Annotated in this window: 11 protein-coding genes; 6 read left to right on the top strand and 5 right to left on the bottom strand. The window is 68.7% G+C overall.

All coding sequences use genetic code 11. The features are described 5' to 3' along the window. Positions 1 to 3 precede the first annotated feature (3 nt). Positions 4 to 2,727, top strand: a complete 2,724-nt coding sequence (gene polA, locus B9C99_RS14710) for a DNA polymerase I (RefSeq protein ID WP_088898383.1) — start codon at positions 4 to 6, stop codon at positions 2,725 to 2,727. Positions 2,728 to 2,821: 94 nt separating this feature from the next. Here the strand turns inward: polA and trxA are convergent, their stop codons facing one another. The 3 genes from trxA to B9C99_RS14695 all read right to left on the bottom strand — a co-directional run bounded on the left by trxA (position 2,822) and on the right by B9C99_RS14695 (position 5,187). Next, entirely contained in the window at positions 2,822 to 3,193 is a 372-nt protein-coding gene (gene trxA, locus B9C99_RS14705; RefSeq protein ID WP_016691445.1) for a thioredoxin, read from the bottom strand. 163 nt (positions 3,194 to 3,356) lie between these two features. Beyond that, positions 3,357 to 4,436 (bottom strand): GlxA family transcriptional regulator, encoded by a 1,080-nt coding sequence (locus B9C99_RS14700; RefSeq protein ID WP_088898382.1) that lies wholly within the window; start codon positions 4,434 to 4,436, stop codon positions 3,357 to 3,359. Positions 4,437 to 4,668: 232 nt separating this feature from the next. Further along, positions 4,669 to 5,187, bottom strand: coding sequence for a 2'-5' RNA ligase family protein (locus B9C99_RS14695; RefSeq protein WP_016691442.1), 519 nt, complete (start codon positions 5,185 to 5,187; stop codon positions 4,669 to 4,671). A 19-nt stretch (positions 5,188 to 5,206) separates the two neighbouring features. Here B9C99_RS14695 and B9C99_RS14690 point away from each other — a divergent pair, with 19 nt between their 5' ends. From B9C99_RS14690 to B9C99_RS14675, 4 genes are all read left to right on the top strand, one after another. After that, positions 5,207 to 6,292 carry an isocitrate/isopropylmalate dehydrogenase family protein gene (locus tag B9C99_RS14690; protein ID WP_088898381.1) on the top strand — a complete coding sequence of 362 codons (1,086 nt, stop codon included), beginning with the start codon at positions 5,207 to 5,209 and terminating at the stop codon, positions 6,290 to 6,292. 108 nt (positions 6,293 to 6,400) lie between these two features. Next, complete coding sequence (locus B9C99_RS14685; protein ID WP_253250090.1) at positions 6,401 to 7,273, top strand: ABC transporter substrate-binding protein; 873 nt, start codon at positions 6,401 to 6,403, stop codon at positions 7,271 to 7,273. A gap of 11 nt (positions 7,274 to 7,284) precedes the next feature. Next, positions 7,285 to 8,271: an amino acid ABC transporter permease gene (locus B9C99_RS14680; protein ID WP_016691439.1), complete on the top strand. Its 987-nt coding sequence runs from the start codon at positions 7,285 to 7,287 to the stop codon at positions 8,269 to 8,271. Continuing rightward, complete coding sequence (locus B9C99_RS14675) at positions 8,268 to 9,041, top strand: amino acid ABC transporter ATP-binding protein (RefSeq protein ID WP_088898379.1); 774 nt, start codon at positions 8,268 to 8,270, stop codon at positions 9,039 to 9,041. Before B9C99_RS14680 ends, B9C99_RS14675 begins: the two co-directional genes overlap by 4 nt. 7 nt (positions 9,042 to 9,048) lie before the next feature. On the opposite strand, the gene B9C99_RS14670 is transcribed toward B9C99_RS14675, so the two are convergent. Further along, positions 9,049 to 9,957: a class I SAM-dependent methyltransferase gene (locus B9C99_RS14670; protein ID WP_016691437.1), complete on the bottom strand. Its 909-nt coding sequence runs from the start codon at positions 9,955 to 9,957 to the stop codon at positions 9,049 to 9,051. 219 nt (positions 9,958 to 10,176) lie between these two features. Between B9C99_RS14670 and rpsA the strand changes: the two genes are divergently transcribed. Beyond that, positions 10,177 to 11,637 carry a 30S ribosomal protein S1 gene (rpsA, locus tag B9C99_RS14665; protein WP_016691436.1) on the top strand — a complete coding sequence of 487 codons (1,461 nt, stop codon included), beginning with the start codon at positions 10,177 to 10,179 and terminating at the stop codon, positions 11,635 to 11,637. A 175-nt stretch (positions 11,638 to 11,812) separates the two neighbouring features. Here the strand turns inward: rpsA and B9C99_RS14660 are convergent, their stop codons facing one another. Further along, a complete protein-coding gene (locus B9C99_RS14660; protein WP_016934979.1) occupies positions 11,813 to 12,025 on the bottom strand; it encodes a hypothetical protein in 213 nt (70 codons plus the stop codon). Positions 12,026 to 12,429: the final 404 nt, after the last annotated feature.

The following is a 12,429-nucleotide window of genomic DNA, read 5'->3' as shown; positions in this document are numbered from 1 at the left end:
CGCGTGACCCGTGCATCCACTTCCGCGACGTCCACCGCGGCCTCCGACGACCGCCCGACCCTGCTGCTCCTCGACGGCCATTCCCTCGCGTTCCGCGCGTTCTACGCGCTGCCCGCCGAGAACTTCAAGACCCACAGCGGGCAGACCACGAACGCGGTCTACGGGTTCACCTCCATGCTCATCAACCTGCTGCGCGACGAGCAGCCCACGCACGTCGCGGCGGCATTCGACGTCAGCCGCAAGACCTTCCGCGCCGAACTGTTCGCCGCCTACAAGGCCCAGCGCAGCGCCGCACCCGACGACTTCAAGGGTCAGATCGACCTCACCAAGGACGTCCTCGGCGCGATGGGGATCCCGGTGATGGCGATCGAGGGCTACGAAGCCGACGACATCATCGCCACGCTCGCGACACAGGCGCACGCCCAGGGCTTCCGGGTGCTCGTGGTGACGGGCGACCGCGACGCGCTCCAACTCGTCAACGGCGACATCACGGTGCTGTATCCGCGGCGCGGCGTCTCCGACCTGACGCGCTTCACCCCCGAGGCGGTGGAGGAGAAGTACGGGCTCACCCCCGCGCAGTATCCGGACTTCGCGGCGCTGCGCGGCGACCCGAGCGACAACCTGCCCGGCATCCCCGGCGTCGGCGAGAAGACCGCCGCGAAATGGATCCGCGAGTACGGAAGCCTGAGCGGACTCGTCGACCGCGTCGACGAGGTGCGCGGCAAGACCGGCGACGCGCTGCGCGAGAACCTGTCCAACGTGCTGCTCAACCGCCAGCTCACCGAGATGGTGCGCGACGTGGCCGTGCCGTACACCCCCGAACAGCTCGCCCTCGCCCCGTGGGACCGCGACCGTATCCACCGCCTGTTCGACGATCTCGAGTTCAAGGTGCTGCGCGACCGGTTGTTCGAGACGCTCTCGTCGGCCGAGCCCGAGGCCGAGGAGGGCTTCGAGGTGCGCGGCGGGATCGTCGAGCCGGGTGCCCTCGGCGACTGGCTCGCCGAACACGCCCCGGCGGGTCGACGTCACGGTCTCGCCGTGGTGGGCACCGGCACCCCCTACGGAGGCGACGCGACCGCGATCGCCGTCGCCGGGGCCGACGGTGAGGGCGCCTATGTGAGCACGGTGGCGCTCACGCCCGAGGACGAGAACGCCCTCGCCGCGTGGCTCGCGAACCCCGCCGTGGAGAAGGCCGTGCACGAGGCGAAGTTCGCCATCCACGCGCTGCGCGGGCGCGGCTGGACGCTCGCCGGCATCACCAGCGACACCGCGCTCGCCGCCTATCTGGTGCGGCCCGGCCAGCGCTCGTTCAAGCTCGACGACCTGTCGCTGCGCTACCTCAAGCGTGAGTTGCGGGTGGAAGACACCGGTGCGCAACAACTCTCGTTGCTCGACGACGAGGACGCCGCCGACGCGCAGGCGGCCGAGGCGCAGATCCTCGCGGCGCGCGCCGTCGTCGACCTCGCCGCGGCCCTCGACACCGAACTCGGCGAGATCGAGTCGGTGCGCCTGCTCACCGAAATGGAACTGCCGCTGCTCGAGGTCCTCGCCGATCTCGAGGCCACCGGCATCGCCGTCGACTCGACGCACCTGCACGACCTGCAGTCCGAATTCGCGGCCCAGGTCGCCGCCGCCGCGAACGCCGCCTACGAGGTGATCGGCAAGCAGATCAATCTCGGTTCGCCGAAGCAGCTGCAGGTGGTGCTCTTCGACGAGCTCGAGATGCCGAAGACGAAGAAGACCAAGACCGGCTACACCACCGACGCCGACGCCCTGCAGAACCTGTTCGACAAGACGGGCCACCCCTTCCTCGAACACCTCCTCGCGCACCGCGAGCACACCAAGATGAAGACCACCGTCGACGGGCTCATCAAGTCCATCGCCGACGACGGTCGCATCCACACCACCTTCAACCAGACCGTCGCGGCGACGGGCCGGCTCTCGTCGACCGAGCCGAATCTGCAGAACATCCCGGTGCGGACCGAGGCCGGTCGCCGGATCCGCGACGGTTTCGTGGTGGGCGACGGTTTCGACGTGCTGCTCACCGCCGACTACAGCCAGATCGAGATGCGCATCATGGCGCACCTGTCGGCCGACGAGGGGCTCATCGAGGCCTTCCGTACGGGTGAGGACCTGCACACCTTCGTGGCGTCGCGGGCGTTCGGGCTGCCGCTCGAGGAGGTCACCCCCGAGCTGCGTCGCCGCGTCAAGGCGATGTCCTACGGTCTCGCCTACGGATTGAGCGCCTACGGACTCGCCCAGCAGCTGAAGATCTCCACCGACGAGGCCCGCGAGCAGATGGAGGCCTACTTCACCCGCTTCGGCGGCGTGCGCGACTACCTCTACAACGTGGTCGAGGAGGCCCGCAAAGTCGGCTACACGTCCACCCTCTACGGCCGCCGCCGGTACCTGCCCGACCTCAACAGCGACAACCGGCAGCGCCGGGAGATCGCCGAGCGCGCTGCGCTCAACGCCCCCATCCAGGGCACGGCCGCCGACATCATCAAGGTCGCGATGATCGACGTGCAGAAGGCCCTGAACGAGGCCGGACTACGGTCGCGGATGCTGCTGCAGGTGCACGACGAACTCGTGCTCGAAGTGGTCGAGGCCGAGCGCGAACAGGTCGAGGCGCTCGTGCGCGACAAGATGGACTCCGTCATCGAGCTGTCGGTGCCGCTCGAGGTCTCGGTCGGTTACGGCCGCAGCTGGGACGCCGCAGCGCACTGAGTCGCAGGCACACCGGCGGCAAGTACACGGAGCTGTACAGACGACGGCGCCCGCCCCCGGAACACCGGGGACGGGTGCCGTCGACGCGAGTGGGTCAGCCCTGCTCGGCGCGAGCCTCCGCGATCTGCTTGCGTACATCGTCCATGTCGAGGTTCTTGACCTGCGAGACGAGATCCTCGAGAGCGGCGGGCGGAAGAGCGCCGGCCTGGTTGTAGACGAGGATTCCTTCGCGGAACGCCATGATCGTGGGGATCGAGCGGATGTTCGCCGCCGCCGCGATGGCCTGCTCGGCCTCGGTGTCGACCTTCGCGTGCACGACGTCGGGGTGCTTGTCCGACGATGCTTCGAAGGTGGGGGCGAACTGCTTGCAGGGACCGCACCAGTCGGCCCAGAAGTCCACGAGCACGATGTCGTTGCTCGTGACGACCTCGTCGAAGTCCTGCTGGGTGAGAGCCTTGGTTGCCACGGAAATCCTTTCGGTCGGGCGTGTCGACGGGTCCAACATCCGGCCGCCGTTGTTTCTTCCCGTTCGTTCCCTCCGCCACGCGGCGTGACGGGGTTCCTTCCGCCACGCTACGTGACGCGCCCGCTCCGGGGGTGCCGTCGGGACGTGTCGATCGAGGGATACGTCACACGCCGGCCGGTTCGTGGTGTCCCACACCGGCGGGCCCGTGGTGTCCCACGCCGATCCGCTCGGGGCGTCCCACGCCGGCGGGTTCGACGGACCGCCGGAAGGTCCGTCGGTAGGCCTGCGGAGTGGTCTGCCGCAGGCGCAGGAAATGCTGGCGAAGCACCGCAGCGGTGCCGAAGCCGACGCGGTCGGCCACCACGTCGATCGGGAGGTCGGTCTCCTCGAGCAGGCGCTGCGCGGCCAGGACCCGCTGGTCGCGGAGCCAGCGCGCGGGCGTGACCCCGACCTCGGCGACGAAACGCCGCGCGAAGGTCCGCGCCGACATGTGCGCCTTCTGCGCCAGTGCGGCCACAGGGAGTTCCCGGTCGAGGTGCTCGCTCATCCAGTCGAGCAACGGTGCGAGCGACTCGTCCTTGCATTCGGGCAGCGGCATCGCGACGTACTGGGCCTGCCCACCGTCGCGGTGCGGTGGCACCACCATGCGCCGGGCGATCGTGTTGGCGACCTGGGCTCCCTGGGCGGAGCGGACGATGTGCAGGCACAGGTCGATGCCGGCCGCGGTGCCTGCGGCGGTGAGGACCGGATGGTCGTCGACGTAGAGCACGTCCCGGTCGACCTGCGCCGTCGGATACGTCCGGGCGAGACGGTCGGCGTGCATCCAGTGGGTCGTGCAGCGACGTCCGTCGAGCAACCCGGCCGCGCCGAGGATGAACGCCCCGGTGCACATGCTCGCCACCCGCGCGCCGCGGTCGACGGCGGCGCGCAGCTTCGCGAACAACGGTTCGAGGCGCTCGTCGTCGAGTGCGATGCCCTCGCTGTTCACTGCCGGCAGCAGGATCAGGTCGGCGTCGTCGAGGAGATCGAGCGTGTGCGGCACCTCGATGGTGTAGCCGAAGCGGGTGCGCACCGGATCGGAGGTCGCGGCGACGAGGTGGAAGTCGTAGGTGGGCAGGCCGTCGTCGGAGCGGTCGAACCCGAACACCTCGCACGCCACGCCGAGTTCGAAGGTCTCGACGTAGGGGAGGACGGGGACGACCACCTTCTCGAGCCGGCCGGCGGTTCCAGGTGTTCCGGACACGGCATCCAGTGTGACACCGCAGTGGCAGAAAATCGATGTTCTCCGACGGCTCTGCCACTGTCGGGTGGGTTTCCGGCACGGCAGGCTCGAAGCATGATCCTGCTGGTCCTCCTACTTCTGGCGGTCTTCCTCCTCCTCGACGTGCTGGCCCTCACCGGACGCACGCCCGACACCCATATGGAAGTGACGCAGTTCGGCGACTACCGCTTCTGAACCGCCCGCCGCCCCCTGCTCAGGTGAGCAGCCACTCCCGCTTGGCCTCGCCGTCCCATCGCCGCACACCCGCACTCGACCCGGTCAGCTGCCGCTCCGGCGTCTGCGCCGCCAGGACCGCCGCACCGACGCGCGCGGCCGGCACCCGCCGTGCGAGGGTGACGTGCGGCGTCCACTCACCGGGCCGGATGTGCGCGGGGATCCCGGGGCAGTCCGAAAGCACCTCGAACACCCGCGCCTGGAGTTCGAGCAGTTCGATCGACGGCACGACCGTCCGGGCGAGCGTCGCGTACCGGCCACCGAAGATCACCACGCCACCGAGCCGGAGGGTGAGCCGCCGGACCGTGATGGCGGCCCGCAACGCGTCCTCGAGTTCGTCCGGTACGGCATGGGCTACGAACAGCGTCACGTGCGGACGGTTGGATTCGGAACGGACCCGTCCCTGACTGTGCAGACCGGCGTCGAGCAGCCGCGTCCACTCGTCGCGCACCGCCGCGTCGAGCGGGGCGTCGAGGAGGAGTTCCACCGACTGGACCACGGTAGGCAATGATGACCGGGTGACCGACGACACCGCAACGCTTCAGAGCCACCGCATCGGACTTCTCGAGGGGGACGGCATCGGTCCCGAGATCGTGCCGGCGACCCGCAGGATCGTCGACACCGCCGTCGCGGCAGCCGGGGTCGCAGTCGAGTGGGTGCCGCTGCCCGTCGGCGCCTCCGCGATCGAGACGCACGGCAGCCCTCTGCCGCAGGTCACCCTCGACACCCTCACCGAACTCGACGCGTGGATCCTCGGCCCGCACGACAGCGCCTCGTACCCACCGGAGTTCCGGGGGCAGCTCACACCCGGCGGACGGATCCGCAAGCACTTCGACCTGTACGCGAACATCCGGCCCGCGTGCGCACTGCCGGGAGCGGCGTCGGTGTCACCGAAGATGGATCTCGTCGTCGTCCGGGAGAACACCGAGGGTTTCTACGCCGACCGGAACATGGCCGTCGGCAGCGGCGAGTTCATGCCCACACCCGACATCGCACTCGCGGTCGGAGTGATCACCCGCGCGGCCTGTGAACGCATCGCGCACACCGCCTTCGACCTCGCGTCCCGTCGCCGCAAGCGCGTGACCATCGTGCACAAGGCCAACGTGCTCGCCCGCACGACCGGCCTGTTCCGGGACGTGTGCCAGGAAGTGGGTCGTCTCTACCCGAGCGTCACCGTCGACGACCAGCACGTCGACGCGATGGCCGCGCTGCTCGTCCGCCGCGGCGCCGAGTTCGACGTGATCGTGACGGAGAACATGTTCGGCGACATCCTGTCCGATCTCGCCGCCGAACTGTCCGGCTCGCTCGGCACCGCGGCGTCGATCAACGCGTCGCGCACCAAGGCCATGGCTCAGGCCGCGCACGGCGCCGCACCGGACATCGCCGGGCAGGGCCGCGCCAACCCGATCGCGGTGATCCTCTCCGCCGCCATGCTTCTCGACCGTGTCGGTGCGCGCGCGGACATCGAGTTCTCCGCGGCCGCCCGCGCCATCGAGGACGCGGTACGCGCGACCGTCGCGGCGGGTGTCGCGACCGCCGATCTCGGTGGCACCGCGTCGACGGACGAGTTCACCGCCGCCGTCATCGCCCGCCTCGAGGCCTGAGCTTCGGGTTTGCATTCGCACCCCTCCCGGGTTGGATACTGTTCGACTGTGAATCGAGCAGTGCACACCCGCCGCGCGACCTCGTGGGGGCGTCGTCGCGTCCGGACCCTGAGCAGGCTGGCGGCGGGAGCAGCGGTGCTCGCCCTCGCGACCGGGTGCGTGGTGAACACCGAATCGACCGTCCCGCCCGGCGACCGCGTCACCGTCGACGAGGTCGACGCCATCGCGAGCCGGTTGCCGCCCGACATCGCCGACGGCGGCACCCTCGAGGTCGGAGTGAACGTCCCGTACGCCCCCAACGAGTTCAAGGACGACGACGGCACCATCGTCGGTTTCGGTGTCGAACTCGTCCAGGCCCTCGGCGACGTTCTCGGACTCGAGGCGGTGCTCAACGAAGCGGACTTCGACCGGATCATCCCGGCGGTCCAGGCGGGCACCTTCGAGATGGGTTCGTCGTCCTTCACCGACACGAAGGAACGCGAGGAATCGGTCGACTTCGTCACCTACTACAGCGCCGGGGTGCAGTGGGCGCAGCGCACCGGTGAATCCGTCGACCCCGACAACGCGTGCGGCCTGCGGGTGGCGGTGCAGACCACCACCATCGAGGACCTCGAGGAGGTCCCCGCCAAGAGCGAGGAGTGCGTCGCCCGCGGACTGCCGCCCATCGACAAGGTCAAGTACGACAGCCAGGACGAGGCCGCCAACGCCCTGATCCTCGGCCGGGTGGACGCACTGTCCGCCGACTCACCGGTCACGGCGTACGTCATCGCCCGCAGCGAGGGACGACTCGAACCGGCCGGTGAGGTCTTCGACGCCGCGCCCTACGGCTTCGTCGTCGCGAAGGGTTCGCCGTTCGGTCCCGTACTGCAGCAGGCGGTGCAGTACCTCATCGACTCCGGTGCATACGACGAGATCACCGCGCGCTGGGGCATGGAGGACGGCGCGATCACCACCTCGCAGATCAACGGCGCGACGAGCTGAGAAAGGGAACCATGAGCGAGTCCACGTCCGCGAGATCCGCGGAACCGCGACCGGACGAACCGGAGCCGATACGCGCAGTACCCCTGCGGCATCCCGGACGATGGATCTCCGGTGCAATCGTCCTGATCGCACTCGGGCTGTTCGCCTGGGGAGCGGCCACCAACGAGGCGTACCGCTGGGACATCTACGCCCAGTACCTGTTCGACGCCCGCATCACCGCGGCCGCCTGGAAGACCGTCCAGCTGACGGTGCTCGCCATGGCCATCGCCGTCGTTCTCGGCGTGGTGCTCGCCGTGATGCGTCTGTCCCCGAATCCCGTGCTGCGCTCCGTCGCATGGCTGTACCTGTGGGTCTTCCGGGGTACCCCCGTGTACGTCCAGCTCGTGTTGTGGGGACTGTTCCCGTCGATCTACAAGCAGATCGACCTCGGGATCCCGTTCGTCCACCAGTTCGTCCACATCGACGTGCAGGGCCTGAACGCGGCGTTCCTGTTCGCCGTCATCGGTCTGGCACTCAACGAGGCGGCCTACATGGCGGAGATCGTGCGCGCCGGCATCACCTCCGTGCCCGAGGGGCAGCTCGAGGCGTCGACCGCGCTCGGCATGTCGTGGTCGCAGACCATCCGCCGCACCGTCCTGCCGCAGGCGATGCGGGTGATCATCCCGCCCACCGGCAACGAGTTGATCAGCATGCTCAAGACCACCTCGCTGGTCGCCGCCGTGCCCTACAGCCTCGAGCTGTACGGCCGGGCCCGCGACATCTCGGGTGCGAACTTCCAGCCGATCCCGCTGCTGCTCGTCGCCGCGACCTGGTACCTGGCGATCACCAGCCTGCTCATGATCGGCCAGTACTACCTCGAACGGCACTACTCGAAGGGCCTGAGCCGGCAGCTCACCGCCCGCCAGCTGCAGGCACTCGCCGACGCACAGAACGCACCGGTCACCGAGGCCGGCAAGCCGACGCCGAAGCCCGGCGCACCGGGGGAGGAACGCATATGACGTCCGTCGACACGCCGATGGTGCGGGCCGACCGGGTCTGCAAGAGTTTCGGTGCCGTCAAGGTGCTCGAGGGCATCTCGCTCGAGGTGGGGCGCGGCCAGGTGACCTGTCTTATCGGTCCGTCCGGATCGGGCAAGTCGACCTTCCTGCGGTGCATCAATCACCTCGAACGCGTCGACGCCGGTCGCCTGTACGTCGACGGCGACCTCGTCGGCTACGCCGAGCGGGGTTCGAAGCTGTACGAACTGCACCCGCGGGCCGCCGCGAAGCAGCGCCGCGACATCGGCATGGTGTTCCAGCACTTCAACCTGTTCCCGCACCGCACCGTGCTCGAGAACGTCGTCGAGGCGCCGATCCTCGTGAAGAAGCTCAAGCGCGACGAGGCGGTCGACAAGGCCCGGGATCTGCTCGCGCGGGTGGGGCTGGCCGACAAGGTCGATGCCTATCCCGCGCAGCTGTCGGGCGGCCAGCAGCAGCGCGTCGCGATCGCCCGCGCACTCGCCATGGATCCCAAGCTCATGCTGTTCGACGAGCCCACCTCGGCCCTCGACCCCGAACTCGTCGGCGAGGTGCTCGCGGTGATGCGGGACCTCGCGGACGGCGGCATGACGATGGTCGTCGTCACGCACGAGATGGGCTTCGCGCGGGAGGTCGCCGATCAGCTCGTGTTCATGGACGGCGGCGTGGTCGTCGAGGCCGGGGATCCCCGCGAGGTGCTGGCCGACCCGAAGGAGAGCCGGACCCGGGAGTTCCTGTCCCGCCTGTTGTGAGTCGGGTTCAGGCGGGTTTGCGGCTGCAGAAGATGGCGGTGCCCGGGAAGATCGAACCGCGCAGCGGGCTCCACTGCCCCCATTCGCGGTCGAGATGCTCGGGCCACTCGGGTTCGACGATGTCGTAGACCTCGAGGCCGGCGGCGACCAGTTCGCGCACCCGGTCTCCCACCGTGCGGTGGTGTTCGGCGTAGGTCGCCCGGCCCGTCGCGTCCACCTCCACGTAGGGCGTCCGGTCGAAGTACGGGAACATCGCGACCAGGCCTTGTTCGCCCGGGTCGTCGGGGAAGATCCACCGCATCGGGTGGTTCACGGAGAACACCCACCGTCCGCCGGGCCGCAGCACCCGCGCGACCTCGCGCATCACCCGGGCGGAATCGGCGACGAAGGGCACCGCGCCGAACGCCGAGCACACGATGTCGAAGCTTGCGTCGGCGAAGGGCAGGTTCTCGGCGCCGGCCTGCACGAGCGGAACCGTCGGACCGGAGGCGGCCATCGCCGCGCGTCCGCGCTGCAGCATCCCCATGGAGATGTCCAGACCGACCGCGCGGGCACCCTGTCCGGCGAGCCAGCGGGCGCACGGCGCCGAACCGCATCCGAGTTCGAGGACGTCGTGGCCGGCGACCGGGCCGAGCAACTGCACATCGCCCTCGTGCAGCCCTTCCGGGCACCACACGAACTCCCCGGCGGTCGAATCCACGCCGAGGAACTCGCCGTGCGTGCGGTGGTAGTCGTCGGTGTCGGCGTCCCACCACACCCGGTTCGCGCGTTCGCTCTCGAGGGAGCCGAGGCGGGTCCGGGTGGGGCGGGTCTCGCCGAGGATCGTCTCGGCGTCCGCGTGGCGCGCGGCCTCCTCGTCGGTTCCCTCCGGGGCGCCCGAAAGGTCTGGAAAAGGGGTGTTCGCGGAGCCCGACATGTGTGTGAGCCTATCGGGTGCGGGGGAGCGGTCCCGATATCGGTTTGCCCGGGTCCCCTCGAGACGCGTAGCCTGGTGATCGCGAGTGTCCGCAGTTCGGCTCCAGGGCCGAGCGAGGAACTCGCCGTGACTCGCACATCGCCGTATCGCAGTGGGTGTTTCACGTGCCCGACCGAATTTGACCAACCGACTATCAACCCGTCCGGAGCAACTCAACACATGGCCTCCACCACCGTCACCTCGCCGCAGGTAGCCGTCAACGACATCGGCTCCGCCGAGGATTTCCTCGCCGCCATCGACGCCACGATCAAGTACTTCAACGATGGCGACATCGTCGAGGGCACCATCGTCAAGGTCGATCGCGACGAGGTGCTGCTCGACATCGGTTACAAGACCGAAGGCGTCATCCCGTCCCGCGAGCTCTCCATCAAGCACGATGTCGACCCCAACGAGGTCGTGTCGGTGGGCGATGAGGTCGAGGCTCTTGTTCTCACCAAGGAGGACAAGGAAGGCCGCCTGATCCTGTCCAAGAAGCGTGCTCAGTACGAGCGCGCCTGGGGCACGATCGAGGAGCTCAAGGAGAAGGACGAGGCCGTCAAGGGCACCGTCATCGAGGTCGTCAAGGGCGGCCTGATCCTCGACATCGGCCTGCGTGGCTTCCTGCCCGCGTCGCTCGTCGAGATGCGTCGCGTCCGCGACCTCCAGCCGTACGTCGGCAAGGAGATCGAGGCCAAGATCATCGAGCTCGACAAGAACCGCAACAACGTGGTCCTGTCGCGCCGCGCATGGCTCGAGCAGACCCAGTCCGAGGTCCGCAGCGAGTTCCTGCACCAGCTCCAGAAGGGCCAGGTCCGCAAGGGCGTCGTGTCCTCCATCGTCAACTTCGGCGCCTTCGTCGATCTCGGCGGTGTCGACGGCCTCGTGCACGTCTCCGAGCTGTCCTGGAAGCACATCGACCACCCGTCCGAGGTCGTCGAGGTCGGCACCGAGGTCACCGTCGAGGTTCTCGACGTCGATCTCGACCGCGAGCGCGTCTCCCTGTCGCTCAAGGCGACGCAGGAAGATCCGTGGCGTCAGTTCGCCCGCACCCACGCGATCGGTCAGATCGTGCCGGGCAAGGTCACCAAGCTCGTTCCGTTCGGCGCGTTCGTCCGCGTCGAGGAGGGCATCGAGGGCCTCGTCCACATCTCCGAGCTGGCCGAGCGCCACGTCGAGGTCCCGGACCAGGTCGTTGCCGTCGGCGACGACGCGATGGTCAAGGTCATCGACATCGACCTCGAGCGTCGTCGTATCTCGCTGTCGCTGAAGCAGGCGAACGAGGACTACACCGCCGAGTTCGATCCGTCGAAGTACGGCATGGCCGACAGCTACGACGAGCAGGGCAACTACATCTTCCCCGAGGGCTTCGATCCCGAGACCAACGAATGGCTCGAGGGCTACGAGAAGCAGCGTGAGGAGTGGGAGTCCCGCTACGCGGAGGCCGAGCGTCGCCACAAGATGCACACCGCTCAGATCGAGAAGATGGCTGCCGACGAGGCTGCCGAGGCTGCGGCCGGCGTGTCCGGTGGCAACTACTCGTCCGAGTCGGGTGCCGAGGCGGCTCCGGAGACCGGCGGCGGATCGCTCGCGAGCGACGCCCAGCTCGCCGCTCTGCGCGAGAAGCTGTCGGGCAACGCCTGACACAGGGTTCCACGGACGGCCCCGCACCATTTCGGTGCGGGGCCGTCCGCGTTCTACAGGGGCTCGTTGCTCCGGCGCAACGGCTCCCGGGACCACGACGAGACCGGCCCCCTCCGCAACGGAGGGGGCCGGTCTTCGTATGTCGTCGGTGGCAGGTGCTCAGCTCACGGCGAGCTCACCCCACGGCGGGAGTGGCCCACTGCGCGGGCAGGGCCGTCGCCCGCTTGCGCATCGCGGCGTGGCTGTGGCGCGCGTTCGTCAGCAGCGCGGTGAACCAGTTCCGCCGGTGCTCGGCGAGGGCGGCAGCGACCTCGGGGATGAGGATGCAGTGAACACCGTTTTCCATGCCGAGGCGATGCCGACCTGTGGTTGAGGTGGAGGATCGCATGGCCTGCCTTCTCGAATGCTCCGGACGAGCCGGGACGGACGCTTCGCAACGACGATATCGGACACGACGTCGAATTCTCCGCATTTGCCCCAGGTAGGAGGGGGTGTGTCCGGTCCCGAGCGGCCTGCGACCACCCCGTGACCCTGTCGTGATCGGTGTGTGATCCCCGGTCGTCCCGGCGGGGAGATGTCGGTGACTCCCGCACGGTCCAAGAAGTACACCCGGTTCGTCCCAAGCGACGCGATGCACCGTGTCCGAGGTCCACACACCTCGATACGGAAGGACTCTCAATGACAGTGTCAAGCAGCAACTGCAACCGAAGCCGGGTTGTCGATGCTGAATTCTCGGCCGTCACGCAACAACGCCCACAGAACATCGACCAGGCGCCGGGCCAGGGCCAGTAG

The sequence above is a fragment of the Rhodococcus sp. BUPNP1 genome (assembly GCF_002215235.1).
Taxonomy (GTDB): Bacteria; Actinomycetota; Actinomycetes; order Mycobacteriales; family Mycobacteriaceae; genus Rhodococcus.
This window is presented reverse-complemented; position numbering and strand designations above follow the sequence as displayed.

Excerpts from the sequence above, each read along its gene's own strand:
- B9C99_RS14675 (WP_088898379.1), top strand. The coding sequence starts at position 8,268 with ATGACGTCCGTCGACACGCCGATGGTGCGGGCCGACCGGGTCTGCAAG.
- B9C99_RS14680 (WP_016691439.1), top strand. The coding sequence starts at position 7,285 with ATGAGCGAGTCCACGTCCGCGAGATCCGCGGAACCGCGACCGGACGAA.
- B9C99_RS14670 (WP_016691437.1), bottom strand. The coding sequence starts at position 9,957 with ATGTCGGGCTCCGCGAACACCCCTTTTCCAGACCTTTCGGGCGCCCCG.
- rpsA (WP_016691436.1), top strand. The coding sequence starts at position 10,177 with ATGGCCTCCACCACCGTCACCTCGCCGCAGGTAGCCGTCAACGACATC.
- B9C99_RS14660 (WP_016934979.1), bottom strand. The coding sequence starts at position 12,025 with ATGCGATCCTCCACCTCAACCACAGGTCGGCATCGCCTCGGCATGGAA.